Origin of the sequence: Legionella massiliensis (genome assembly GCF_000756815.1) — a bacterium.
In the GTDB taxonomy this organism is placed as follows: Bacteria; Pseudomonadota; Gammaproteobacteria; order Legionellales; family Legionellaceae; genus Tatlockia; species Tatlockia massiliensis.
This window is the reverse complement of the sequence record NZ_CCVW01000002.1, coordinates 455,947-481,740: the sequence shown is the minus strand read 5'-3', so window position 1 is coordinate 481,740 and position 25,794 is coordinate 455,947. Positions and strand designations below refer to the sequence as shown.

The following is a 25,794-nucleotide window of genomic DNA, read 5'->3' as shown; positions in this document are numbered from 1 at the left end:
GGTCAAGCCGCGGAAAGTCGGGAGGGGTGACCTTAGTAGCTCTGAACCTGGGATTGCTTTACTTGCTCACCATGACGGCTGAGCTATTGCCTACTACCTTAGCCACCAACTAAGGCAGTAACTATCTCTGCCTTTGCATCTGGCATTATTAGGCTTTTGGGGTCATAGGAGCGTAAATTTTTTCCATTGATATAGCAGTTCACAAAAGGAGTTAACTCACCAGAGTCATCAAGCAGGTTTGCTTTTAATTTAGGGAATTTTGCGCATAGGGCGGGAATTAATTCTTCAATGGTAGAAATTGCTAATTCCAGTGTTTTTTGATTATCAGTAAAACGTACTAAGGAGGGATGAATATAAATCTCTGCCATAATCAATCCTTTGTCAATTAATAGAGACAGTATGTTGCCATTGAGAAGAGAGAGAAGCAATCTAAGGTTCAGGGCTCTGGACCTTAGATTGTTTGCAATGACGGAGACGCTTCGATTCCTTCTATTTAGGACGCGGAAGTTTGTGGTTTAAAGCTCTACCAATAATTGATGATTTTCACCTGAAAAGGCCTGTTTCAATTGGGGAACCTGTTCAGCCCAAGCGGTTAGCTTACCCTCTGCTGTCATCCAATTAATGCTTTGTAATACTTTATGGGTACGGTTGTCAGATGTCTCCTTAGCAGAGCCAAAAACAGTTTGCAGAACCTCCTCCCCATCAAGCTCCCTTAGTTCAGGCAGTAGATTTTTTTCTGGTTTATGAGGATGGAAAAAGCTGAAAATGCTGGAGTTTTCTTTCTTTTCAGCGACCAACTTATCGTTATAAGCAACCGCAAAGGCTTTAACTAGCTCGCTTGTATCGACAAGCAACTCTGCTGCTTCTGTCGTTTTGACCTGAGGTTCGACTTGCTCCTTATCAGAGGCTTTTGCACTGAGGTCAGGCTTTATTAGCTCCTCGATAAAGTGCTTAAATTTCTCAGCGGCAGGGACATATAAATAGAGTTTTGCCAAAAATTCATTAAAAAATTTATCAGTCCAACGTGCTCCCATATCGCCAAGCGGATGTAATAAGTCATTGAAGGCCTTATTACTGGTTGGTGTCACATCACCAGGCATTACAGGCCCGCTCTCTTCAAGCAAACGCTTGAAGGCTTGGGTATTTTGCGCCGGAGTAAAGATATCGCCGCGGGCAACCACATGATCACGCTCAGCAAGAATAGCCTGGAGATAGGGGACATAGCCTGGCGCATGTTGAGTATCAAGCTCGAGGTCATCTATCTTTGCTGGTGGTGAGAATGGAGCATCAAACATTTGACGGCATTTGGCTTGCTCATCCTCAGACAATTGTTTTGAAGCGTACCAGGGTTTAAAACGTGCATCGAAGTCATCAAGTTGTTCATCAGTTAAATCGATAGTTTTTTCAACCTCAAAATCATTGACTCCGGCGGAACGACGAATATAGAACAATTGATTTTGGTAACGCACAAAGGCAGCGCCTGAGGGGATATCAATTTTAACTTCACCTGTTTGTTTATCGACAGGGCAGATCGTTGCACGAAGCAGGGCACAGCCATTAACTTGCTTCAGCAAGTCTTCTTTGCTGACCTTGTCTTTGCGCAAGCGATCATAAACATCCATAGTCTGATAGTGGAATTCATTAGCTTTGATTTGATAATAAATTTTATTTTGTTTTGGTGTCGTTTGAGGAGCGAAGTGACGTGCTACTGGCGTCTGGTCATGAGCGGCTTTATCCCTGAGCAGCTTAGAGATATCGGCCAGTTTATTTTCTGGCAGCATTTTGACCTTATCTGCGCATTTTACTTTCTTATCAAATTCAGCAACTTCGTCTTTGCCAGATAAGATAAGGGTAAAGGCATCGGTACCATCAGTTTTATCGATGTAGTAAAGCAGATTGCCTGTGCGTACATAGGCTCTAGTCTTAATTTCATCAAATAATGCGTCGAGACTGCCCTCTGGTACGCGATAAAAACTACAGCCCTCAGAGAGATAACTCAACTTAGACCACTTGCTGTCATCCACTTCGGATAGCTCATATTCGGTACTGAAGCCATACTTCTTGGGATTGTCGATACCATCTTGCAACAAATCATGTAAACCAAAAACGTCTACCGCAGAATCAAGGTGTTTAGATTTGAATTGGGCAAGGCGCATTTCGAGCTGACGATTAAAGTATTCCGAGCAGACATGTGCATTGAGTTGTTCTATGCGCGATTCATATTGATAACGAGGCGTTCTAGATAGATCAGGCAAGTCGGAAAGCGCAAACTGACGATAGCCGTTTTGCCAGAGTATTTCCATGGTTTCCAAAATGGCATCGACGGCATGATCAACCTCTTCGTGTGAGGGTCTGGTATTCACGGTCACTAAATCATTAGCGCCTGCTAAAATATGGACAACCGTTTTAGCCCTTTCTTCAGCAGGGACATCTTTCTCTATCTCGAGTAGCTCTTCACGTTGCTTAGCTAAAGTCGATAAGAGATAACGCATGATTGTCCGAACCGGATTAATACTGAGTACTCCTGCATAACTATAAGCAGTCAGCCCACCAATAGCTTTGGTAATCGAAAAGACAACATCGTTGCCATCATCATCTTTAATGGTGAAACGGCTGTTATTGTCGAGGCCAAAAGACGCTTTGTATTGATCCTTAAGATGTTGATCCAAGTCTACAATTGCTTCTTGAATAGCTCTGCGTTCTTGTTGGGTACAGGTTAAAAAATTGCGATAGCCTTTAATTCCGAGATGCTCTGCAACCACTTTTTTCAGTAGTTCTTCGGCCATCATATTATCCATGCCATCAGCCCAGACACGGGTATTGGAAAAACTTTTATTAGGTGAGGTACCGATTAGACCACTCCAGGCGCCAAGTATAGAGTCATACATTTCGCCCTTATCGGTCAGGCTGTCGCCAAGGTAGACAATGCGATTGTAGGTACGCTGCGGTCCGAAATGATAGGTATCGCCATTGCGTGAAGTAATTTGCAGGAGATCAAAGAGAAAGGGAACAGGAAGATGATGATTAGCAAGAGTTTCGTTAAAAGCTGCATAACGATCGCCTAATTGTGCCTTTAAGGCCTCTTCGCTAATGGTATTAGAGACTATCTCCCCTTTGGGATTAATCACCTTATACTTGAGGACCTTGTTGTCCTCGTCCCAGCGAATGAATAATTTTCCTTTATCAGCGACAGGATCAAGCTCTTTTTTATAAGCATGTAAGCTGTATTGCTTAACCGCTGGTGGCGCTATACGAAGATCTTTGAATTGTTCCTTCAGGTCTTGATAAAAAGCACTATTTTTGGTGGTGGCACTATGGTGAAAAATATTGCGGTTTTCATTAATGAGCGTTTGATTTGTTACCGCTTCAACCTTACCCGTTGCATTATTTTTGCAAAGCGTGGTGTCATTTAAAAGGATATCAATAAGATCTGGCAGTGATTTTGCCTGATGAGCACCAGTGAGCTCATCTTTAAAATATTTATCCAATATTTCAGGAGGAAAACGTTCCGGGGCCAGAATAACTTGAAGCAGCTGATTTAATATTTGGATTTTTAAATCGCTTGAGGTTACAAAGGGATTATAACTTGTTCTACTAGCCTCAAGACGGGTGATCTCATCTTGAATCTTCTGGCACAGTTCTACAAATATAATTTCTTGGCTCATTGAATTTTCCTATTTGTTATTTTGTCTATGCGTTTTGTTTCGACAAACTGCTCAATAGGTAGAATTATAGTGTTATATTATTAAGGGATGATTAATTGTTGGTCATATCTTGTTGGATCTCTTTGTACGGGACAAAACATAGAAATCCACTAACTAGCTCCGAATCCCCGCGGTCAAGCCCATAGGTATCTACACAAGTGTCTGTAATTGAACGCCCTGTCCCCCCAACGCCACGTCATCCTGAGCGCAGCGAAGGATCTCCGGGATTAGCACGGTGCCACATTCAGGAGATCCTTCGCTGCGCTCAGGATGACGTAGTGTTGAGACCAGGAGGGACATGACCTATTACAGACAAAACATAGAAATCCACTAACTAGCTCCGAATCCCCGCGGTCAAGCCCATAGGTATCTACACAAGTGTCTGTAATTGAACGCCCTGTCCCCCCAACGCCACGTCATCCTGAGCGCAGCGAAGGATCTCCGGGATTAGCACGGTGCCACATTCAGGAGATCCTTCGCTGCGCTCAGGATGACGTAGTGTTGAGACCAGGAGGGACATGACCTATTACAGACACTTGTGTAGATACCTATGGGCTTGACCGCGGGGTCTATGTAGCTTTAGCCACAGCCAGATCCCGCAATCAAGCCGCGGGAATTCGAGCTACCGCGCGTAGCGTGGGGGAGAGGGGATAAAAAACAGGGGGCATGGGGATTTATGCGCCTCTATAGATAATACTTTAGCTTAGGATCAACCCTAAGATAATCCTGAAGCCTAATCACATTACCCCCGGCTAATAATTCATATTTCCTCAATTTGAACACTTCATCACGGGGATAAGAAACAAGAAGCTCCCTCATGTCGATAGCTGCTGATTCGATTTTGATGGTGTCAGTATTTACTATCTTGCTACTGGCTTTATAAGTCTTCGCATTAAAGCTGATGGTTAAATCAGCCAACTCAAGGTTTAGACTTTGTTTTTTGAGTTCAAATACAATCTGGAAAGTCTCTTTGCCGCTAAATTCAATATAGGTGATGCCTTCAATATAGAGACGAAAATCTGCGCGCTCAGCGGGTCTTCTGCTAGCTCTAATAATTTGTCCAATGAGATCGTTAGCTTGCTCGGCGGATTGCGATAAGGCTATCTTGGTTATTTTTTTGCTTAAATCGAAGACTGGAAATAAATAAAAACGATCTTCGTTAACCAAATAAGCTTGCTTTGCCACATCCGGCACTGATAGATGGCTGCTGATAATCAAGCGGTCAAATAAGGCATTAAAGGCTTCAATAAAGGTATAGGCTTCATTTTTTAAGCGGATAATCTGCTCTTCACTGTTGATGAAACAGTCTTGCAAATAGGCTAAAACTCTCGGTTCCAGAGGTTCTTCAATAAAATCACCGGCGATGTCGATAGTTTCATCTTCAGGAATTAATTCACTTTCTACCAGCAAGGCAAAACCCGCATCCAAATCAAAACGCTCATTCAATTTCAACAGCGCGAAATAGCGAAAGAGGGTAGAAAAATCGAAGATATGGGCAAAAAAGTGAAAGGGCGTATTGGTATAAAAACTGCGTTCCTTGCTGTAACGCACATAGCGGCTGAGATTGATAAGTTGCTGTGCCAAGTCATAAAGCTCGGTGTTGTAATTGCTAAATAGCTTTGGATCACTGAATCCCATTAAATCAAGCAAGAGTTTAGCAATGTCCTGGTTTCTTGCAGCGATTAGCTCAGCGCTAACCTCTGCAAATTGGACTTGCTCAATATTAGTCTGCGGATCATTGATGAGGCTTTCTAAAACCTTTTGTTTACCGACATATTCAAAAGAAAAATAGTTATCGATGTAGTAACTGCTTAAACTAAACTGTGGTTGCCTACCTTTTACAGCGCAAACAGAATCATAATCAATCAAATGGCCATGGGGTGAGATATTACCGTTAGACCAGGAACCGTGCACGATGCGTTGCATGAATTTATAGGCATCGAGTTGGCCAAACTGAGCCGCCATGGCTAAGAGTTCGTCCTTGCTTAGCGATTTTTTCAGCTGAAAAAGATGGGTAATTCTGTCCAAGGAGCCGTCAAGATCCAGGCGAATAATTTTTACCCTGGCTAGATCACTATGCTTGGTTGGATGGTTATAGACTTCATTAATGTCCAAAACAGCTAGCACCGGTGTGACCTTGCCATTGGGGTAAAGGCTGTTGGCTATCAGGCAGGACCAGATTCCATCTTGCATAGCCAAGACACCATTGGAATGGTTGATTTCGCTTGAGGTCGCAAGAGGGGTCTTTTCACCCTTAATGTTAAAGTTTTTACCCGTGTAATAGGCTCTGCCCGAACCTTCATTACCTGAAAGTGAAAGATTGAGTGGATCGCTTTGCCTGTCCACATAGGCCCAGCCTATTTGCTCGCCTGAACTTTCTTCAGATTTGAGTGTCAGGCTAAATAGTTCGCTAAGGGTTGCGCTCATTTGCTCCCATGAGGCGTCTGTGTCGGCGATAAATTGCTGAAATAATTCTTTATTGATATAAATAGGGCGCACTGATTCTTTAGAACGATACAAAGGACATTTGACAAAGAGGTTTTCTCCCTGGCGCTTCACGGCTTCTGGTGTGTCGAATAAGGGTCCTTTGGTCATTGTTTACTCCTCAGAGTTGTAAAAAATAATGGTCTAAGATTGTTGGATCCCGCGGTCAAGCCGCGGGAATTCGGGGTTATTAAAATTGCCCCTACACTCCATCATCCAGAGCGCCCCAGCCCCTTAGGGGCAAACATCGATAAAGACCCCGTCATCCCGAACATAGTGAGGGATCTCCGGGATTAGCACAGTGCTACGCTCAGGAGATGTCTCTCTACGCTCGACATGACGTACGCCTTTGGGAGCGCAGCGAAGGAGCTCTTGAATGAGGCACGGTGCTAATCCCGGAGATCCTTCGCTGCGCTCTGGATGACGGGCTATATTAGGCTCCAGGGCTGCTGCTATTCCTATTATAAATTAGCCAATTCTTAGCATTTAACACTTCATTGCCAATTAAATCAAAATTGTAATTCTTATTATGATTCAATAAATCCTGAACGTGCCTATCTGCGATAAGTTGCTTATGAAAATACTGTTTCAGTCTTTGTAATAAGAGCTGCGCCTGCTTATTTAGGCTGCACATAGTTTCTGTTTCCAAGACCAAACTAGGATACTGACTCATCATTAATAGCTTAGGCTGTATTTGTTCGACGAACAAAACCCACTGTCTGGTTATTTCATTTTCTATTTGCGAAATTTTGTCGGGGTTTGCATGCAACTGTTGCCAACGTGCGGCAAACTTAGGGTGTATTTCTAATTTATCCTGATTAACCCAGGAGAATAATTGTTCAAAAATTTGCGGGTCATCATCCATCGCCATAATCATATCATCCAGGGGATGATGGGAAATGACGCAGTCTAGTTCTCTGGGTAAATGATTCAGGCTATCAATCAATACGCAGGGTAAAGGGTGGAGTTTGGCCTGGGGTAAAATTGTCTGATATTTTTTAGAAATTGCTTTCAAGGCGTCTTGATAGGGCTCAATCAGATAGATATCGCCGCGAAAATCAATTTTTTCTAGGGCATAGGCGATTTTAGGTGAGGCGCCGGGGGCAATCTCAAGAATGACGCCATTTTGGCTTAAGCCGGAATCAACAAAGAACGAGGCCCAAATTGCCGAGACATAGTCATCCCAGGCGGCATAAGTCGTTAAGAGGGCGTCTGAAATTTGTTCATCTGTTCTTTTGCCAAACATAGTCAACCCAAGTAGATGCTCGATGGAATTTCATGGATATCCTTAATCGTCTTAACCTTTAAGGGATAAATTGGCCCGAGCACCGGATTCACTGAATCACCGAGACGATTACGAGTAAAGGTTGAAAACAGAATACGAGTAAAGGTACGTTTGATAGGGTAATCATGGGGATTAACCATCGCGCGATGAACCATATAAGGATTGAGAAAATGCAAGCGATTAGGGCTCAGCGCACTAACATTATCGCTATTGGCGAAATGGCTAGCCTGTTGTTCAATCACATCTTGCATGTTGACCGAATCCAAATCGCAAAAATTGCTTTGGCAATAGGCTCTGACCTTAGCAAAATCAAAGGAGCAGGCAATAGTTTCTGTCGGCAGAATATTGGAAATTAGATATTGCCGATCACAGGGGAGTTTGCGACCAGATTTCTGCAAACGTTCATAACCCTGATGCCCATCAATATGCCAGCCACCACGGCGTTGTGAGTCTCCTGGCGGGATGAGCGAATGACTAACCGACAAGAAAATATAATAGTCTTGCATAAAGTCCGGATTGCAGGCTTTTTCGATTTGGCAAAGATAATCGATGAAAGGCTTTAAATAACGCAGCTCATGGGGCAGGTAAACCGATTCATGGCTAATTGCCATAGAGCTGCCTGCAATAACCCGTCCTTCTGCGTTTAGCTCTCTAGCCTTTTCTGCACTCACTTTAAGCGGTAAATGCAAGACATTTTCCGTCAGTGTTTCCTCTTCATTAAAGCGAAAAGAATCATCATAGCCTTCGGGTAAGCCAACACAGGCAGGCTTGTTCGGATTGTTTGGCTGCTCCATGTTGATATAGTCAAAGGGAGCGGGTCTTTGGCCTAATTGTGGGTTTTCTGTCAATAGAGTATCGAACTTTGCTGGCAAGCTAGCCAAGTTTAGCAAGTCTGTGATCTGGTACTGCGAGTCTGACAAGCGCGGTAAGCTGAAAGAGGCCGTTGTCAGGGCTTGGCCTTTGACCTTAATGCGGGTTACGTGATCGTCATAGGATAAATGCTGGGGATTGTGTAATAAGACTCTATCTAATTCCCCCTTGACCCGGGTATATTTTTTTATGAGAAAGGGGCGCTGCTTTTCGGCAGCTGGTTCTAAATGAATCTTATCAATGCCACACCAGGGATAAAACGGTTCTGGATAATACTTATAAGCCGATTTACGGATGTTCTTTCTATTTCTAACATACTCTAAATAATGAAAAAATTTGCCTTTAAGATATTGGCTATTAAGCACTTTAATTTCCTCACGATTTAGGACATTGCCTTTAAGTTATGAACCTTTGTCATTCCCGCGAAGGCGGGAATCCATCTCTACATTGGCACTGTGTTTCTTAGAAATAGATTCCACCTTCGCGGGAATGACAAAACTTAACAGCAGCGCAGATTTAGGACAACTCCAACTCTGATGATGGTCTCATTTGTTCATCGATAAAGCTCAGCCCATCCTTTTTATCTTCCAGTCGTAGTAATTCCAAAGTATCAAAAGAAAGATCCGCAGGAGCCTTTAGTTTCTTCTTGGCGGTCAGCTCATTGAATTCTGCCAGGCTGTGCGGCTGGAAGATACCCCAGCTATTTCGTTTAATTGCGCAGACATCACGAACCAGGGCTAAAATAAGCGCTGTCTCATCTGGCTTTAGAGATTGCTTGGAATTTACCCAGGTTGCAATTGTCTCTAACTTGGCAACCTTTGTATCTGTGTTGCTATCAAACCAGGTTTCCCGGCCTGAGGTTTTGTTTTCTATATTGCGCTTTAATTTTTTAATTATCTCACTAATAGAGGCTTTGGGATTATTAGAAGTTGGAGGCGTTTTTTGAGCATTCGAAAAACCGCCTTTTAATGGGCTTGTAATACTAATTTCCTCAATGTCACTATCACTGTTACTTGGCGTGACGTCGTTAGAGCTGTTGCTATGATCATCATCAACGTGAAGCAGTTGTTGATATTGTCTGTTGTAGTTCTCCAGCAGATCTTTAATATCTTCAGTTAATACGTCTTTATTACTTACAAATAAATCATCAATTGATTGCCCAGCTTGTTGAGACCCAAAAAATTCAGTCAGGCTTATAATAAGCACTTCCTCATTTTCAGCGTGCAGCTTGTATAGCTTCAGTACTTCTGCAATCGTTGCATTGGGTTGTAGCTCTGAGTCTTTGAAATCGGTTCTTGTCAAAGGGCTCTTTTTGGGATTTAAGATGGCCCAAGTTGCTCGATCAAGCGTGTGGCCTTCTTTGATAAAGACTACTGGCTCCTCGATTAAATCCAGCGTTACTGGTTCAGTAAGTAACTCCTCTAAGCGTGCTTTAAAGCTTTTGGCTTTGAAGTCAAGCGGGGCCTGGGGCCCTGTTTTAGCTTGTCTTTTATAGGGATTTAGGAGGGGACCAACCAGATTCTGCACCTTCTCTAGGTTTTGCTGTTGGATTTGACTGAGTTCGACGTTTCCTAGATAAATATTTTGTAAAAATGATTCATTATGGATATTTTTAAGGGCAATAATCTGCCTAAAGTGGGTGGCGTCTTTGATCAGTTTGAGAAATGCAACCCCTATGTCACTAAGAGCTTTGGATGTTGCAGCATTCTGTGAGGTTATGGCATACCAAAAAGCACGATGCAGGGCTGTATTGCCATCTTTATCTCTGAAGGTTAGATCAAGCTTGTCTCTATGCTCTGTAATAATCGTTTTAAGAAGTTTTATAAGCGCATCATGGACTCTTTTACTGCGCGTAGTCTTTATTTCATAAAGTATGGAAATAATCAGATTCGCTTTATGTTCATCATCAGATGCTTGTTTTAATAAACCAGGATATCGGTTGAGTAAGGCTAGAATTCCACTTGCATTACCTGTTTTGACAAGGTTAAATGCTTCTTGCTTTTGTTCTGCGCCTGCTTCTTGCAACTCATCTAAGTAACCTCTAAACCCGCGTCTACATCCACCCATTGTGTGCCACCTTTATGAATTAAGTTTGCCCATTATAGCGACTTATTGCTTTATATGTAATCATTTTTTTTGTGGAGATAGATAAAAATCATCTTGGTATGGATTGAATGTAGCCTGGATGCAGCGAAGCGAAATCCGGGAAGTCAGATCACTACTTCCGGATTTCGCTTCGCTGCATCCAGGCTACATTTAGGCTTTTCCTTGCTTTAAAACAAGAGCAAAGGGCTCTTGAACGCTACCATCGATATTTGGACTCAATAATTTGACACGCACCAGAGCGTGAATTGTCTTTGTAGTCGAAGAGCAATTTCTCTCGCCTGGCTGGCGACTACAGTTAGCGACCTGATGAACGGTATCAATGGGACTATCATCACGGGCAATAACCTTTTGACTATCATAATCGATAAGCTCAAGAGAGATATGACTAAGCTTCCATTCGCTAGAGTCTTTGAAATAACCAACACGACGTTCGTGCACTACAGTGACCTTATCACCAACCTCAAGAACAGCCTCGTATTCTTGTATGGGATGAGCCACAGTCAGGGTCGATTCAATAATATCATTGCGCTGCTCAAAGGCTTTTTGCATATCGATATAGCCCCAACCATAGGTACGATTCCATTCTGAGCCCATAACTTGATAATGATTGCTAGTTGCTTGGCTGGCTGCTTCAGTTTCGCTGTTGTCTGTCCAGGCATCGGCACTATTAATCAACAAGGCTTTAACTGCTATCGGATTTTTTATCCCCGCATCCTGGATTAATAAGGCAGAGGCGCCAACATGAGGCGCAGCTGAGCTGGTTCCACCCATTAACCGGAAACCCTCGTGGTAATCCATGCTTGTTGAATAGTTAAAGCCATAAACCTGGGGATCGGGGGCGCAGGTTCTGGTATTGTAGCCAGGCGCTGACAGGTCAGGCTTACGTCTGCCATAGGGTGTTGGGCCGCGGCTGCTGGTTGCATGAATGCGGTGTTTATCGCGATTTGCTGTTTTATAATTGATAAAGTTTTCAGTGTTCACAGTATCCATATTAGCGATAGTGAGGGCGTTGTAATTATCACCAGGTACGGTAAGGGTTGAAGCAAAGGGGGCAGTTTGGGTCGCTTCAATATAACCGTTATTTCCTGCTGATTTAACCCATAAGATTTTGTCATGATTGACAATGTAATCGATAACCTTTGCAAGCCCGCTCCATTCAGGGCAATTCTTACAAGCAAGGCTGCCGTTTCCTATGCTGTAATTAATAATGGTTGGTTTGACCTCAGCGCGGGTTAGCATCCAGTCCAGGGTTGCCATGGTCATCATGATGTCTTGTACATTGGCTGTTTCTTCGCCAGAGAGGCCGGAAACAATGGTAGTTGCTCCGTAGGCAATGCCTTTATAAAAGGGATCACTACTTGTATAAATGCAGGCTACTCCTGTGCCATGGGCAGTGCGCACACCGTTGAGAAAGCGGTTATAAAGTGAGCCATCTTCCTTTCTGATTATTATGCGTTTATTAGTCAAATTAGGATGCTCTGCGGCAATACCATCATCAATCACACCAATAACACCCTTTTGGCCGGTATAACCTTGGGCCCACCAATTGCTTACATTAGGGTAAAAAACAGAAGGGGTTAATTTTAACGCCTGGGTTGTTATATCTAACTCTTTCGTTCCGGCGTTATTCACAGTGATCTGAGCAACGGCAGGGTGATCGGCAAGCGTTTCTAAAAGAGATAGGTCCTTCGCGATAACTACGGCGATAGCCGGCATATTGCCAATTTCCTGAAAGGTGATATCAGGTATTTTGTCGAGGTCTTTTAAAAACCCTTTTTTCTCTGAGTTTGAATGTAAAAAAACAATAAGCGAGAGCGGAAGAGATTTCTGCATTCTTTTGCTTTGCTGGATGGTGTTAACGACATTACCATCGACAAGTGCTTTTCCAAAAGTGACTGTGGCAAAAGCAATCAGTAGGATACTTAGAGATAATTTTTTCATAGTAGGAGGAAAAAATAAAAACTCTAACATCTATTTTTTGAAATGACAATTTTTTACCAATGGAAGGTTTTATACTCCTTCTTTTTCCATTCCGAATCATAGGTATCTACACAAATGTCTCTCCTTGTCTCAACATTAGGTCATCCAGAGCGCAGCGAAGGATCTCCGGGATTAGCACGGCGCCTCATTCAGGAGATCCTTCGCTGCGCTCTGGATGAGGTGCGTTAGGGGGAATAGGGCTCATCTATTACAGACATTTGGCTAGATACCTATGGCTCAAGCCGCGAGAATTCGAGTTTTATCTGGGATTACACATTTTTGCCCCGCACCAACAAAACAGACATAGTCGCAAGCCGAAGTACATTTTCAGCAACACTTCCGATTATTAGGCGGCTAAAACCTCGACGTCCATGTGTGCCAAGAATTAGTAAGTCAGCAGGCCAGGCCTGCGCTTCTTTAATGATCAGTTCAGAGAGTCTTCCCCCAAAGGGTTTAAGCTCAAGCAGATAAGTCTCGATCTTAGCTGTTGAATGTGGAGTGATAATCTCTTTAGCTCGAGCTAAAAGATTGTGGCCTGCTTCCTTGCAGGCATCAAAATAGCCTTGATAGTCAAAAACACCACCGCTATAGTTAATTGCTGTTTCGTCAATCACAGATAATATACGCAGATTGATTTCCTTATCATTCCCCTTGATAAGTTTAATCGTTTCATGAAGTACAGCCTCAGTGATTGATGATCCATCAATAGCGACCATAATGTTTTTATATATCATGAGAGCATCCTTTCTGTAGCTGAAATGACAAGTTAAGTATAGAATAGGCTTTTTGGTTTTAAATTGACCTTATTTGGCAAAAAATAGCTTTTTTCAATTTCTCTGCCTATGGTATGCTTTGCCAAAAGAAATAACTAACTAATCTATGACCCGTTTTTTCAAAATATCAAAAAAAAATCCAGGAGTTCTTCAACATTACACTCTGACTGCAGATGGCCCTCCCGGCAATACCGTTAAAGGTATCATCAAACAGGAAACTAGAGAAAAGTATAAGTTACTGAAAGAAGGGGATGCGGACGCAAACGAGACTCTTTATCGTTATGAAATCTTTGACGATGAAATTGAAGAAAATGAGGGTGCATTTGCTATTGCCCGTGAGATATTTTCTGCAAAATTTGTACGTCAGCTTAGTCCTGCAAGCTCGCCGAAGTATAAACGCTATTATGAAAAAGCGCTGCCCAACGCTTTCATTGGCTCCGATTATTTAGGCAGCTTTAAAACATGGAAAGAGGCTTATGATTCTGATGGTGTAACGATTCTGGGCGCAAAGCTTGATGCACAAGGTGATCTGGCCTTTCCCTCACAGTCTAAGCGGATAGAAGGACTTGGTGTAGCTGCTGTACTAATAGAGTTGCTCGGTAAAATAGATAGGGCAAATTATAACTGGGGCTTGGTTGAGGGCACTAGTGTCGTGCAGGTGACTCTAATTGATTTTGGTAGCTGCATGAATAGTCTGCCCTTTTCAATGCCAGTTTCTGACGAGAAGCCAGCTGTTTTTAAATGTCCAAGAGATATAATTAGTTCTGTCTTTGAACAATATACTTCGGAGAAGGCTTTACCTGCTCAGCTACTGACCTTAAGGCACATTGAGTGTGAGGTTTATGAAACCCTTGCTGCCTTGAAAAAAATGCCCTCTGAATTAATCGAAGCGCTTGCCAATGAACAGTTTGCTGCTTATCCGCTCTATAAAGCAGCTCTTCTGAAGGAATTAGCAATGGGCATTGAATATTTGGATAATCAATTTAGGACAGATAAACATTATATTGCTAGCCAATACATCAATGAGTGCCTTCAGGAGATTGGAATTCAATCTTCTCTAAGTAGTTATGACAATGAAAGCATCGATTATTTATTAGAGCTCTATGTTGCTATTCGTCCTGATGATAACCCTAGAAATCATCGGAAATTTATGACTGGGATACGGTCTTATCTTGTTGCCGAAGAGCAACAAGGGTTGACCTTATCTTTTGTCGGCTGAGTTGAGAGAATTCTTACAAGAGAATAAGAAAAAAACTAGGTGACTAAAATAAAAACATATTGTATCATAGTTTGATAATAAGGTCATCGAGATGAAAATGGATTTGGTGAAGGTTAAAGGAGGAATAGATCTTGCAGTTATCCTTCCCAACATTCTTGAAATTTTCAACTGACTGTATTTTTTATGAGGATAACCAAATGAATGCAATACATATTCTTGTGGTCGAAGACTCGAAAATAGCACAAATGGTGATGAAGACAAATTTGGTAGAGCAAGGCTGTATAGTCGATATTGCTGCCGATGCACAAGGCGCTATAGAAAAAGCGCAGGGTCGTCATTATGATGTTATTTTAATGGATATTGGTTTAGGTAATGGCCCTGATGGCTTTGACACTGCAGCTCAAATTAAGGCGCACTCTGCTTTGAACCGAAAAACTTCGATTGCGGCTGTTTCCGTATATAGTGATCAGGAATACCGTGATAAGGCTGGCGCAGTTGGTATGGTTGGCTATTTTAATAAGCCTTTTACGCAAAAACATGCCGAAAAAATTGTTAGTTTCGTTAGAAATAGCCAATTAATCCGCGTTATTGATCACATGAAATAGAGCTCTAGTAGTTTTAGCTTTAAAAAGATATGGAACCGACAAGACATCGGCGTATAATTTGCACATATCCCCTTATTGCAAATTGAAACCGAAAAATGTCAGAGCCTACAATTACCTGTCCGTCATGTCAGATCGAAATCAAACTTACTGAATCCCTCGCTGCTCCTCTCATCGAGGCGACAAAAAAGCAACTGCAGGCACAACTTAAAAAAGAACGTGAGCAAATTGCAGTTGATGAGGCAAGAAAAGCGAAACTCGCCTTGGGTACTGAGCTCGAACACAAAGCGAAAGAATTATCAGACTTACAAGAAATTCTCAAATTGCGTGATGAAAAGCTGGCTTTGGCACAAAAGGCAGAGGCCGAATTCATTAAGAAGCAGCGCGAGTTGGACGATGCCCAGCGCGAAATGCAATTAACCATCGAAAAACAAATTAACGAGGGCTTGGAACTTGTACGGGTTAATGCTCGTAAAGAAGCTGAAGACTCACTCAGTTTAAGGATCCGGGAGAGAGAACAGACTATCAGTTCCATGCAAAAGCAAATTGAAGAGTTGAAACGTAAGGCGGAACAGGGGTCGCAGCAGCTACAAGGAGAAGTACAGGAGCTTATTCTCGAAGCAATGCTGCAAAGCAAATTCCCCCTCGATTCCATCGAACCTGTTCCTAAGGGCGAGTTTGGCGGTGATGTGCTGCAACGAGTTTTTGCAGGATCTGGCCAATTATGCGGTAGCATTTTATGGGAATCTAAGCGCACTAAAAACTGGTCTGAGGGGTGGTTAACAAAGTTAAAAGAAGATCAGCGGGCGGCTAAGGCAGAGATTGCTGTTATTGTTAGCCAAGCTTTGCCGGCCAATGTTGAAACCTTTGAATTAATAAATGGTGTCTGGGTGACCCATCCCAGAGCTGCATTTCCAGTGGCGATGGTCCTTCGTCATTCTCTTCTTGAAATATCACTGGCTCGCAATTCTGCCGAAGGACAGCAGACCAAGATGGAAATGGTCTATCAGTATTTGACAGGACCCCGTTTTCGCCAGCGCATAGAAGCAATCGTCGAAGCCTTTTCTGCTATGCAAATCGATTTGGAAAAAGAGCGTAAGGTCATTATGAAACAATGGGTAAAACGCAATGAGCAGATCGAGCGGGTGATGACTTCGACAATAGGGATGTATGGCGATTTACAGGGTATTGCTGGTAAATCCTTGCAAGAGATTGAAGGGTTGGAGCTGAGAGCATTGGGTAGTGGTATGTCCGAGTAGCCTGAACAGCCTGTTATTAACCGTTCGCGAAGCCTTTCACGATGACGCTTCGAGACCTGTGCTTGAATCGCCCCTCATCCGCCCTATAAGGGTTGCGGGCAGCCAGCCAGGCAATCTTAAAAGGTAAATTATGATAAAAATCGAACTATTACAGCAGCACCAAGAAGCTATCCCAAAACTAGCGCAAATTTGGCATGAAGTACTAGGCCAGATCTGGTTGCCTGATATTTCCATTGAGCGGGTAGAACAACGTTTTACTGAGCATTTGCACACAGAAAATTTACCGCTGACCTATGTTGCCTTTGTAGATTCTAAACCGGTTGGAATGTGCAGTTTACGCGAAAATGACGGAATTCGTGCGGATTTAAAACCTTGGCTTGGCTCGCTGGTTGTTGAACCTGCGTATCAAGGCAGAGGTATTGCTAAACTGCTTATTGAGGCTACCAAAGAACAGGCACGGGCCTTAGGCTTTGAAAAGCTATTTCTTTTTGCCTTTGATCCAACAATTCCTGATTATTATGGCAAACAGGGTTGGACAAAAATTGCCGTAGATAGCTTCCGTGACTATCCAGTAACTGTTATGGAAATTGAATTATTCTAGGGGCCTAACTTTCGCCAGGACTCAAAGTAAGAGGTCAGCAAGTTAGGCCCTGCCCCCCTAGTTGTAGCGACTCAAGATCATAAACGCACTTGACCGCGTCTGTGATTTAGCAAGCCTATCCTTTGCGACAAAGCCACCAGAAATGTTAATTGACGCTCTACAGGTATTCCAGAATGGACTGCAGCATCACAAATTATCTATCCCTCTTAAGGGTGGACTAATTTGCAGCAAATAAAATTACATCTGAACCTAATCAAACGGAGCATACCATGCCAATCAAAAATGACGGAACTCAAGAAAATGAAAAGCAACCTGAATTCTTTGATACCTTTCCTCATGAAGTTACTTTAGAAGTCTTGCGCCATCTCAATAACAGACAGTTAGCAGCTATTGAGCGAGTAAATAAAGATCAGTTTTCTAGGCTTGTGAACGTTGTAGAGAAGGAACATGGACTCACAACAGAGAATATTCTCCCTAATCAGATGTATTACATTCTTGGAAACACTGTAGAAATGAATAAAATTCCCTTCGGTGTCCTTACTTATGCTTATACAGCAGGTCGGGAGGTTCCTAACAAGGAAATAAAAGATGCAGCACCCAAGTCTGATCAAATTGTTCGAGTATTTCGCACAAAAGAAGAAGCGGAAAAAGCATCCTCAGTGCAGGAAAAGTCTAGTGATCGCGATCCTATGAGTGCGCGTAAGAAACCAGTGGTTTTTGCTGTAAAACTTAAAGAGGGTCAAGAAGCTCTTGAGGTTGAGTTCCAACAAGAAGCTTTTGAGATTGAACGCCAGCAAGAAACTCTTGGACTTGAACTCCATAAAACGCCACCTTCTAAGTCGAAAGTTGAGTCAGCAAGACTAAGCGCTGACTGCTTCAAAATTATTGCAGGTTACAATCCTAGTACTAAGAAAGAAATCCAAATCGCAAAAGAAAACTCTCAGGTTTCATCATTGAGTTTCTTCCAAAAAGCGGAGAAAAAGATTAATGATGCACTATCAGCACTTGCAGGTAACCAGCATCGCCCTAAATGAATAGTTGTTTTTACTCCTAAGCCCTAGGTACCGTGGCTTGTCCACGGTATCCAATCCCCCCTATTGCGAGCAGAGAGAAGCAATACAAACTCCATTACTGTGTACGATTTTGCGCAGAAACAGCAATCAAAGCACCAGTAAAAACTAGAATTGTCCCTGCTACCGATAATAGATCTGGTATTACCCCCCAAATGCACCAACCTAGAATACCGCTAAAAATAATGGCAGAGTACATAATTGGCGATACTATGCGCGCCTGTGTTCGGGCAAGGGCTTGTGTTAGACATAATTGATAGGCTGTGGCCACTATGGCGATAACTACTAAAATGAGCAGGGTTTTCAAATCAGGAGTATTCCAGCTAAAAAGAATCAATATTAGGGAAATAAGAGTCGTTAATAAAAAATAGTAAAAGCTAATAACATCTGGGGATTCTGTCTTACTTAAAAGACGAGTACAGGCTATCGCAAAGGCTGCTGCAACTCCGGAAGCTAAGGCAATAAGCGAAGCAGAATTAAATAAGCCTTCATTTGGCCTAAGAACCAAGGCAATACCAATAAAGCCAATTAAAATTCCTATACTTGATTTAGCAGTAGTTTTGGCTCCGATTAACATCCAAAGAACAATAGGAACAAAAATAGGATAGGTTGTGTTTAATAAAACAGCATCAACTAAGGGAACATACTTTAGAGAATAGTAAAGCAATAATAATGATAACAATCCGCTTATTGCACGGATCAAATGCAGGAAAGGGCGGCGCGTTTTGAAAAACGATAAAGGACGCCTATGTCCTTGCTCGATACTGATGATTGGAAGAAGTACTAAAAATCCTAAAGCAAACCTAAAAAAGATAATCGTTGTGTTTGAGGTGTCATCAGCTACCAGTTTAACGAGAGCACCCATCACTGAATAAAATAACGATGCGCCGAAAGCTAACATGACTCCTAAGCGAATGTTTTGAGGGGTTTTATCAGTTAACTCAGCTGTAAGAGACTGATTTGACATTTGAATAATCCTAATCTTTGTTTTTACGGGGGATTTCAGAAATTTTAATACGCCATTCCGCAGGGCCTGTTTCATGAATTGATTGACCATCAGCAGTAACTGCTACGGTTACAGGCATATCAACAACCTCTAATTCGCGGATAGCCTCCATACCTAATTCTTCAAAGGCAATAATGCGTGCTTTACGAATACATTTGGATACTAAATAGGCGGCACCACCTACTGCAATTAAAGAAACGGACTGATGACGTTTGATTGCCTCTATGGCTAGAGGTCCGCGCTCACCCTTGCCAATCATTCCAAGCATCTTTGTTTTTGATAACATGAGCTCAGTAAATTTATCCATACGTGTTGCTGTAGTAGGGCCTGCGGGACCTATAATTTCACCTGCTGCTGAAGGTACTGGACCTACATAATAAATAAATTTGCCATCTAAATTAATTTGCTCAGGTAAGGCACGGCCTTCTGCGAATAGCTGAGCTAATTTTTTGTGTGCTGCGTCACGTGCGGTAATTAATTTTCCAGATAACAATAAGGTTTCACCTAATTGCCACTCTTTAATATCCTCTTGTGTCAAATTATCTAGATTGACTTTACGCAAGGGGATGTTAGCGTCCCAATCAAGTTTCGGCCAAGAATCGAGAGAAGGAGGCTCTAATTCAACGGGCCCGCTGCCGTCAAGAGTAAAGGATAGGTGTCTTGTTGCTGCACAATTGGGAATGATAGCGATTGGCAAAGACGCAGCATGGGTTGGATATTCTTTAATTCTTACATCAAGAACTGTAGTTAATCCTCCGAGCCCTTGAGCGCCAATTCCAAGAGCATTTATTTTTTCATAAAGCTCAAGACGTAACTTGTCTAAGTGATTTTGTGGCTTATGTTGATACAATTCATGAATATCTACAGGCTCCATAAGCGCTTCTTTAGCAAGCAACATTGCTTTTTCGGCTGTACCACCGATGCCAATTCCCAATACACCTGGGGGACACCATCCCGCGCCCATATGCGGTATTTGCTCAACCACCCAGTCAACAAGGTTATCGGAGGGATTTAAAATAGCAAATTTTGATTTTGCCTCGGATCCAAATCCTTTCGCGGCGACGGTTACCTCTATTGTATTACCTAAAACAAATTCAATGTGTACGACAGCAGGGGTGTTATCACCAGTATTGTCTCGTTTACCAGAGGGATGATTTACAACTGAAGCACGTAAGGGATTGACGGGATTTGTGTAAGCTAATTTCACACCCTCATTGACCATGTCATTGACAGTTTTATCTGTTGAATCCCAGCGAACATCCATACCAATTTTAAGAAAAACAACCGCTAGGCCAGTATCTTGGCAAATAGGGCGTCGACCTTCTGCAGCCATTCGAGAGTTTATCAAGATCTGCGCAAGTGCGTTTCGAGCACGAGGAGATTGTTCTTTCTTATAGGCTTGATACATCGCTTGAATAAAATCGGGGGAATGGTAACAAGAGATATACTGAAAGGCATCTGCAATACTTTGGACAAAATCCTTTTCTCGAATGATTGTCATCTTTTCTCCAATTACATCGGCACTAAACTGTCCTTCTTGGGGTGATTCTAGGGGCTCACTGCCATTAAGTTAAGGGCAGTTGTCATTCCCGCGCAGGCGGGAAACCATCTCTACATTGGCACTGTGCTTAGCTAGAAATAGTTTCCCGCCTGCGCGGGAATGACAAAACCTTCCTTAACTTAATGGCAGTGATAGGGCTATGGCCCAGTGTGCATCTAACGGTACTTGGAACAGCCTTTATTGTCAATATAATTGCCATCTGTCACAATTGATGCTCATTTAAATTGATGTGCCAGAGACACTAATAACCCCTACAGGAAACAAATGAAAATTGTAATCAAAGTTGGGACGCAAAGTATTCTCTCTTCAGAGGGGGTACCCTTTGAAGATGTATTGCTGCATTTGGTTGAGCAATTAGTTGCTCTGCAACAAGCTGGGCATCAGGTTGTCTTAGTCAGTTCCGGTGCCGTTGCTTCCGGGCGTAAGGCTGCTTCTCAGTTACTGGGGCGGCAATATGGCACCTCAATTGCCGAAAAGCAGGTTTTAGCTTCCTTAGGACAACATGAGCTAATGCACCTTTATGCGGTAATGTTTAGGGCGCATAAAACGCTAGTTTCGCAATTGTTACTGACTAAACAGGATTTTCAAACCAGGCAACATTATTTGAATATTTCCCGATTACTACGAGAAATTTTAGTGGATAAACAGATTATTCCTATAATTAATGAGAATGATAGCGTTGCGATTGAAGAGCTGATGTTTACAGACAATGATGAGTTAGCCGGGCTGATAGCTGCCCAGATTAATGCCGATAAGCTGATTATTTTATCCAATGTAAAAGGGGTTTACAGCGGACATCCTGATGAGCCCGATTCGCAATTTATTCCAGTGATTGATCCGCAGCAACAAGGCTGGCCAGAGGTTTCCGCAGTGAAAAGCCAGCATGGCAGAGGAGGGATGCTCTCTAAACTGGGTACGGCGCGAAAAATGTCGAATCTTGGTATTACAACGCATATTGCTAGCATTGAACATCCTTCAGTGGTGACAAAACTTGTCGAAGGTGAAGCCCTAGGCACTACCATTCTGCCGAGCAAAAAGAAATCAAACATAAAACGATGGATTGCCTTTAGCCACGACAAATACACGGGCTCAATTGCAATAAATCCTTGTTTATATGAGATTATTAAAGAAAAAAAACGGGTTCTTAGCATTTTGCCGGTCGGGATTGAGCGTTTTTCTGGTGATTTCAAGCGCGGTGATTTAGTGGAAATACATAGTCGCGATAATCAAAAAATAGGCATTGGTATTGCCAAATATGATGCTGCAAAATTAAAAGAATATATAGGGCAAAAGGATAAACCCGAATTTATTCACTATGATCATTTGCACATTTATTAGGAGCTTAGGGTGAATAGCGATTTAATGAATCAGCTGAAAGTGGTAAAGGCAGCCAGTTATGACTTAATGTTGCTTGATGAAGAAAAACGCAGGTCTGTCTTGCTGGCCTTGGCCAAACAGTTACGAGAGGCATCTTTGCAAATCATTGTTGAAAATCAAAAAGATTTGGCGTTGATGGATAGCGAAGATCCCAAATATGACCGTCTTTTACTATCTAAAGAACGCATTGAGGCCATTGCCAATGATGTAGAATCAGTAGCCAACCTTCCCCATCCCAGGACTGCTGTTTTAGCTGAAAAAGAGTTGCCTAATGGCTTGAAAATTCAAAAGGTGTCCGTTCCTCTAGGTGTTGTTGCCATCATCTATGAATCAAGGCCAAATGTAACAGTTGATTCCTTTAGCCTTTGCTTTAAAACGGGAAATGCCTGCATCCTAAAAGGCGGTAAAGAGGCTCATCACTCTAATCAGTTTTTAGTTTCACTGATTCGCCAGACTCTCCGAGCCCAAGAGGTTGATGAAAATCTAATTTATCTTTTTCCTTCAGAACGTGCAGCAATGAATACGCTATTAAAAGCGGTTGGCTTAGTTGATGTCTGTATTCCTAGAGGCAGCCAGGCCTTGATTAATTTTGTGCGCGAAAATGCCCAGATCCCCTTTATAGAAACAGGGGCAGGCATTGTTCATACTTATTTTGATGCAAGTGGTGATAAGCAAAAAGGACGGCTGATTATCAATAATGCTAAGACCAGACGAGTCAGTGTTTGTAATGCGCTGGATACCTTAGTTATTCACGAAAAACGGCTTGCTGAGCTCGGAGTAATTGTCGCTTTACTTGCAGATCATCAGGTTGAACTCTTTGCTGATGAGCCAAGTTATCAGGCTTTGGTGGCACATTATCCTTCACAACTATTGCATCGAGCAAAGCCTGAGGATTTTGGCCAAGAATTCCTTTCTTACAAAATGTCAATAAAAACAGTAGGTTCAATTGAGGAAGCGGTAAAACATATAAGGGAGTACACCTCAGGTCACAGTGAAGCAATAATTGCTGAGGATGCAGGGGCTGCGCAGTATTTTCTTGAGCATATTGATGCGGCGGCGGTTTATGTTAATGCCTCGACAGCCTTTACTGATGGTGGGCAGTTTGGTATGGGTGCTGAGATTGGTATTAGTACCCAAAAATTACATGCGCGGGGGCCTATGGCTTTGGAGGCTTTGGGGAGTTATAAATGGGTAGTCCAAGGCAACGGCCACATCCGTGAATAGAACAGCCGTATTTGGCACAGCTTCTGAGAAAACGAGACAAAAAATGCTCACATACTGCGTGTATGCTGAGCTTTTCTTGCCTCGTTATCTCGAAATCTGCATTCAAATCCAACTGTTCTTTGAAATTGCCTCACTGCGTTTGACACTTAAACAGATTTTCCCTTCTCCCCTTTGGGGAGAAGGTGCCCGAAGGGCGGATGAGGGGTTTCCAGTTTGTACCTCATAATGTGTAGTTACCCGCTGTCTCGCCGACAGTACTCTCATTGCGTTCCACTGAAGTTTGGATAGGACTTTTTACAGTATTAGCGATGGCATTTTTTGCCTTAAGTAATAGTATGATTTCTTCACGGACAGGATTATTCCGGTCTAGAGCGTAAGCACGGTCTAAGGCGGTCATTTTAGAAGCAGGAAGCTCATTTACATCAACATTGGAAAGATCTAAAAGAGCTCTTACCTGGAAAATCAAACCCTTGCTAATCGCTAGTCGCAGCACCAAGCCGAGTTCATTTTCAGTTTTACCATGGGCAGTGCAGATATGCTTGATAATAAAGTCGTTTTCGCTTAGAGCTGGGGTATTGGCTAATTCCACTTTCATAAGATGTTCGCAATAATTAATACGAATATTATGCTCAGTCCAAGAGTCATGACAAAGTTCTTCCACAATCCATTTTTTTGCTGAGTCTGCAAATTCAGCAGGAAGTGTTGATTGCGAGTTGATAAAAAACTCTGCCCACTCTTCTCCTTTCAGATTTTCGCTATCTAGCCAATGGATTTCTAAAAATGATTCTCTTAACTTTTCTAGGATAGGCGCTGATATTCTTTCATTAGCAATTTTTGGCAAGATCTGCCTTTTTGTACGCAGTTGATTAGGAATACTTGCACTGAGTTTAAACAGCTTATCGTGAAGATTGGGGCTTTCCTTCGCCCATTTAAGAAGCTCCCATGCATAGGTAGAGCAGTCACGGTTATTTCGCTGTAAATTCTTATCTGAATTAGAACCTATCAATAGGGTATCAAAGGCTATGGAGCCGTTTTGCGAAATCTGTTTCATAAGAAACATAAAGGCAGCTACCTTGGTAAAGGGGGCTGCAGCATCCAAGATTACTATTGAAATTTTGCCGGTTCTTTTTTTACGTTCCAAATCCAAGCCGAACCAATGCTCATTATAAAGAACTATGCATTGCTCACGAAAACTCTTGTTTGATTGTGACAAATTCATTAGGTAATCAACGAATGCAGTCGGTTGCGCATTAGCCTTTACTATCATTAAATGCGGTTTAAAGGATTGCTTGGCAATAAGCTCCTTAATTTCTACTTCATTAAAGGGAAATTTAGCGTCTTTAATTTTGCCATCATCTTTCATTTTTGCTCAATCTAATTAATAAAAAATCGAGCGGAATAATAATGGAACACTGGCTGCGCTGCAAGAGATCCTTCACGTTGCTCCCAAAGACGTACGTCATGTCGAACATAGAGAGACATCTCCTGAGCGTAGCACTGTGCTAATCCCGGAGATCCCTCACTATGTTCGGGATGACGGAGTCTTTATCGATGTTTGCCCAATGGGGCTAGGGTGCTCAGGATGACGAGGCTTGGAGTTACTTAAGAGGAGATGGGTGAGCGGGCGCGGTTGAGTCTATAGATTCTAACTTTTCATTGAGTTTTTGCAGCTCTTCTTCTGCTCTCACAATTGAGGTACGGAAATGATTTAATTGTTGTTTTAATTCAGCTAACAAGCTGGGGTTATCTTCAATCTCAAGACCCCATTCATCAATAGTTTGCGTTTCCCTGGTCTCTATTTCCCTCTCAAGATCCGTTGTTCGCCATTCCAGCTCGGAAATTTTATTAGTTAAATTTAGTATTTTTTGACTAAGAAGTGATTTCGGATCGGGAGAAAAAAAGCCATTAGCCGCTTTTTGAATTCCTTCCTTTTCATCAAGATAGTTTTGCCAATCTGCTCTGGTAAATGGCTGGTGATTATCATAGACACATTTCACATGGCTCAGGAAACCCCTAGGATAATCTTGGTAGGTATAAACACCACAACCCAATTCGCCTTGATCGCTTAGTGCGTAAAGCCAGAGATCGACAATAAAAAACTCATCCTTATGCGTTTCAAGTTTCATCGATGAATAATCATCTTGTTCATAACCGAACAGAACAAAGGTATGGGAGGTGTGGCCAGTTTGGTTTGCAACTATTTTGATAGAGGGTTGCATGTTGGGGACCATCTCATTTAGGGGCAGGCCGTTTAATTGGCAATGGACCATAAGCTTAGTGAAGGCATATTGCGAAAAGGTATGACAGATTCAATCGCTTTTCCTGCTGCTTCGCAGCGATCAAACAAGGCTTTAACCTCACCTTCCTGATCTTTGATTTTTTTAGTTTTATCAATATCGGGTATACAGCCTGCAAAAGATACCGCATCTCGCACAGCATAATCTGCTGTATTACATTTTTCCCTAACAACGCTAACGATTTCCTCTCGTAATTCCTGGGTAAGGCCTTTAGCCATAATACACCCCCTTAAACAGAAAAAGAGGCTTTTTGCTCAAAAGTAGATCAGATAATAATAGTATAGGATAGATTCAAGCTGGGTTTTTATAGTGCTTTGGGAGGGTTAATACGGTAGAAAATACTGTATTGAATGTAACAAGACTGCTAATTCTTGCT

Annotated in this window: 20 protein-coding genes; 7 read left to right on the top strand and 13 right to left on the bottom strand. The window is 42.4% G+C overall.

The features are described 5' to 3' along the window. Window positions 1–98 precede the first annotated feature (98 nt). The 8 genes from BN1094_RS09200 to BN1094_RS09165 form a co-directional block, all read right to left on the bottom strand. Entirely contained in the window at window positions 99–368 is a 270-nt protein-coding gene (locus BN1094_RS09200) for a ubiquitin family protein (RefSeq protein ID WP_043874130.1), read from the bottom strand. A 147-nt stretch (window positions 369–515) separates the two neighbouring features. Then, a complete protein-coding gene (locus BN1094_RS09195; protein WP_043874129.1) occupies window positions 516–3,665 on the bottom strand; it encodes an SGNH/GDSL hydrolase family protein in 3,150 nt (1,049 codons plus the stop codon). 723 nt (window positions 3,666–4,388) lie between these two features. Further along, window positions 4,389–6,299, bottom strand: coding sequence for a hypothetical protein (locus BN1094_RS09190; protein WP_043874128.1), 1,911 nt, complete (start codon window positions 6,297–6,299; stop codon window positions 4,389–4,391). Between the two features lie 322 nt (window positions 6,300–6,621). Continuing rightward, window positions 6,622–7,434: a hypothetical protein gene (locus tag BN1094_RS09185; RefSeq protein WP_043874127.1), complete on the bottom strand. Its 813-nt coding sequence runs from the start codon at window positions 7,432–7,434 to the stop codon at window positions 6,622–6,624. A gap of 2 nt (window positions 7,435–7,436) precedes the next feature. Then, window positions 7,437–8,708 carry a hypothetical protein gene (locus BN1094_RS09180; protein ID WP_043874126.1) on the bottom strand — a complete coding sequence of 424 codons (1,272 nt, stop codon included), beginning with the start codon at window positions 8,706–8,708 and terminating at the stop codon, window positions 7,437–7,439. A gap of 151 nt (window positions 8,709–8,859) precedes the next feature. Further along, complete coding sequence (locus BN1094_RS09175; protein WP_043874125.1) at window positions 8,860–10,410, bottom strand: RING finger protein; 1,551 nt, start codon at window positions 10,408–10,410, stop codon at window positions 8,860–8,862. 189 nt (window positions 10,411–10,599) lie between these two features. Then, complete coding sequence (locus tag BN1094_RS09170) at window positions 10,600–12,420, bottom strand: S8 family serine peptidase (RefSeq protein ID WP_043874124.1); 1,821 nt, start codon at window positions 12,418–12,420, stop codon at window positions 10,600–10,602. A gap of 278 nt (window positions 12,421–12,698) precedes the next feature. Then, window positions 12,699–13,163 (bottom strand): universal stress protein, encoded by a 465-nt coding sequence (locus tag BN1094_RS09165; protein WP_245614278.1) that lies wholly within the window; start codon window positions 13,161–13,163, stop codon window positions 12,699–12,701. 145 nt (window positions 13,164–13,308) lie between these two features. Here BN1094_RS09165 and BN1094_RS09160 point away from each other — a divergent pair, with 145 nt between their 5' ends. From BN1094_RS09160 to BN1094_RS09140, 5 genes are all read left to right on the top strand, one after another. Next, window positions 13,309–14,421, top strand: coding sequence for a hypothetical protein (locus BN1094_RS09160; RefSeq protein WP_043874123.1), 1,113 nt, complete (start codon window positions 13,309–13,311; stop codon window positions 14,419–14,421). 197 nt (window positions 14,422–14,618) lie between these two features. Next, on the top strand, window positions 14,619–15,026 hold the full coding sequence (locus tag BN1094_RS09155) for a response regulator (protein WP_141650457.1): 408 nt from the start codon (window positions 14,619–14,621) through the stop codon (window positions 15,024–15,026). Window positions 15,027–15,121: 95 nt separating this feature from the next. Next, on the top strand, window positions 15,122–16,282 hold the full coding sequence (locus tag BN1094_RS09150; RefSeq protein ID WP_043874121.1) for a DUF2130 domain-containing protein: 1,161 nt from the start codon (window positions 15,122–15,124) through the stop codon (window positions 16,280–16,282). 130 nt (window positions 16,283–16,412) lie between these two features. Continuing rightward, on the top strand, window positions 16,413–16,883 hold the full coding sequence (locus BN1094_RS09145) for a GNAT family N-acetyltransferase (protein WP_043874120.1): 471 nt from the start codon (window positions 16,413–16,415) through the stop codon (window positions 16,881–16,883). A gap of 269 nt (window positions 16,884–17,152) precedes the next feature. Continuing rightward, window positions 17,153–17,917: a hypothetical protein gene (locus BN1094_RS09140; RefSeq protein WP_043874119.1), complete on the top strand. Its 765-nt coding sequence runs from the start codon at window positions 17,153–17,155 to the stop codon at window positions 17,915–17,917. 94 nt (window positions 17,918–18,011) lie between these two features. On the opposite strand, the gene BN1094_RS09135 is transcribed toward BN1094_RS09140, so the two are convergent. Together BN1094_RS09135 and BN1094_RS09130 are read right to left on the bottom strand one after the other, a co-directional pair. Then, the gene (locus tag BN1094_RS09135) at window positions 18,012–18,920 is read right to left on the bottom strand and encodes a DMT family transporter (RefSeq protein WP_043874118.1); all 909 of its coding nucleotides are present in this window, start codon (window positions 18,918–18,920) and stop codon (window positions 18,012–18,014) included. 10 nt (window positions 18,921–18,930) lie between these two features. Next, window positions 18,931–20,460, bottom strand: coding sequence for a fumarate hydratase (locus BN1094_RS09130; RefSeq protein ID WP_043874117.1), 1,530 nt, complete (start codon window positions 20,458–20,460; stop codon window positions 18,931–18,933). A 324-nt stretch (window positions 20,461–20,784) separates the two neighbouring features. Between BN1094_RS09130 and proB the strand changes: the two genes are divergently transcribed. Both proB and BN1094_RS09120 read left to right on the top strand, forming a co-directional pair. Further along, window positions 20,785–21,858 carry a glutamate 5-kinase gene (gene proB, locus BN1094_RS09125; protein ID WP_043874116.1) on the top strand — a complete coding sequence of 358 codons (1,074 nt, stop codon included), beginning with the start codon at window positions 20,785–20,787 and terminating at the stop codon, window positions 21,856–21,858. Window positions 21,859–21,867: 9 nt separating this feature from the next. Beyond that, window positions 21,868–23,121 carry a glutamate-5-semialdehyde dehydrogenase gene (locus BN1094_RS09120; RefSeq protein WP_099909004.1) on the top strand — a complete coding sequence of 418 codons (1,254 nt, stop codon included), beginning with the start codon at window positions 21,868–21,870 and terminating at the stop codon, window positions 23,119–23,121. 220 nt (window positions 23,122–23,341) lie between these two features. Here BN1094_RS09120 and BN1094_RS09110 read toward each other — a convergent pair whose 3' ends face one another. The 3 genes from BN1094_RS09110 to BN1094_RS09100 form a co-directional block, all read right to left on the bottom strand. Beyond that, the gene (locus BN1094_RS09110) at window positions 23,342–24,484 is read right to left on the bottom strand and encodes a YopJ family acetyltransferase (RefSeq protein WP_043874114.1); all 1,143 of its coding nucleotides are present in this window, start codon (window positions 24,482–24,484) and stop codon (window positions 23,342–23,344) included. 235 nt (window positions 24,485–24,719) lie between these two features. After that, window positions 24,720–25,340: a hypothetical protein gene (locus BN1094_RS09105; RefSeq protein ID WP_043874113.1), complete on the bottom strand. Its 621-nt coding sequence runs from the start codon at window positions 25,338–25,340 to the stop codon at window positions 24,720–24,722. Between the two features lie 32 nt (window positions 25,341–25,372). Then, on the bottom strand, window positions 25,373–25,636 hold the full coding sequence (locus tag BN1094_RS09100; RefSeq protein WP_043874112.1) for a hypothetical protein: 264 nt from the start codon (window positions 25,634–25,636) through the stop codon (window positions 25,373–25,375). Window positions 25,637–25,794 lie beyond the last annotated feature (158 nt).

Excerpts from the sequence above, each read along its gene's own strand:
- BN1094_RS09200 (WP_043874130.1), bottom strand. The coding sequence starts at position 368 with ATGGCAGAGATTTATATTCATCCCTCCTTAGTACGTTTTACTGATAAT.
- BN1094_RS09195 (WP_043874129.1), bottom strand. The coding sequence starts at position 3,665 with ATGAGCCAAGAAATTATATTTGTAGAACTGTGCCAGAAGATTCAAGAT.
- BN1094_RS09190 (WP_043874128.1), bottom strand. The coding sequence starts at position 6,299 with ATGACCAAAGGACCCTTATTCGACACACCAGAAGCCGTGAAGCGCCAG.
- BN1094_RS09185 (WP_043874127.1), bottom strand. The coding sequence starts at position 7,434 with ATGTTTGGCAAAAGAACAGATGAACAAATTTCAGACGCCCTCTTAACG.
- BN1094_RS09175 (WP_043874125.1), bottom strand. The coding sequence starts at position 10,410 with ATGGGTGGATGTAGACGCGGGTTTAGAGGTTACTTAGATGAGTTGCAA.
- BN1094_RS09170 (WP_043874124.1), bottom strand. The coding sequence starts at position 12,420 with ATGTTAGAGTTTTTATTTTTTCCTCCTACTATGAAAAAATTATCTCTA.
- BN1094_RS09165 (WP_245614278.1), bottom strand. The coding sequence starts at position 13,163 with ATGATATATAAAAACATTATGGTCGCTATTGATGGATCATCAATCACT.
- BN1094_RS09160 (WP_043874123.1), top strand. The coding sequence starts at position 13,309 with ATGACCCGTTTTTTCAAAATATCAAAAAAAAATCCAGGAGTTCTTCAA.
- BN1094_RS09155 (WP_141650457.1), top strand. The coding sequence starts at position 14,619 with ATGAATGCAATACATATTCTTGTGGTCGAAGACTCGAAAATAGCACAA.
- BN1094_RS09150 (WP_043874121.1), top strand. The coding sequence starts at position 15,122 with ATGTCAGAGCCTACAATTACCTGTCCGTCATGTCAGATCGAAATCAAA.
- BN1094_RS09145 (WP_043874120.1), top strand. The coding sequence starts at position 16,413 with ATGATAAAAATCGAACTATTACAGCAGCACCAAGAAGCTATCCCAAAA.
- BN1094_RS09140 (WP_043874119.1), top strand. The coding sequence starts at position 17,153 with ATGCCAATCAAAAATGACGGAACTCAAGAAAATGAAAAGCAACCTGAA.
- BN1094_RS09135 (WP_043874118.1), bottom strand. The coding sequence starts at position 18,920 with ATGTCAAATCAGTCTCTTACAGCTGAGTTAACTGATAAAACCCCTCAA.
- BN1094_RS09130 (WP_043874117.1), bottom strand. The coding sequence starts at position 20,460 with ATGACAATCATTCGAGAAAAGGATTTTGTCCAAAGTATTGCAGATGCC.
- proB (WP_043874116.1), top strand. The coding sequence starts at position 20,785 with ATGAAAATTGTAATCAAAGTTGGGACGCAAAGTATTCTCTCTTCAGAG.
- BN1094_RS09110 (WP_043874114.1), bottom strand. The coding sequence starts at position 24,484 with ATGAAAGATGATGGCAAAATTAAAGACGCTAAATTTCCCTTTAATGAA.
- BN1094_RS09105 (WP_043874113.1), bottom strand. The coding sequence starts at position 25,340 with ATGCAACCCTCTATCAAAATAGTTGCAAACCAAACTGGCCACACCTCC.
- BN1094_RS09100 (WP_043874112.1), bottom strand. The coding sequence starts at position 25,636 with ATGGCTAAAGGCCTTACCCAGGAATTACGAGAGGAAATCGTTAGCGTT.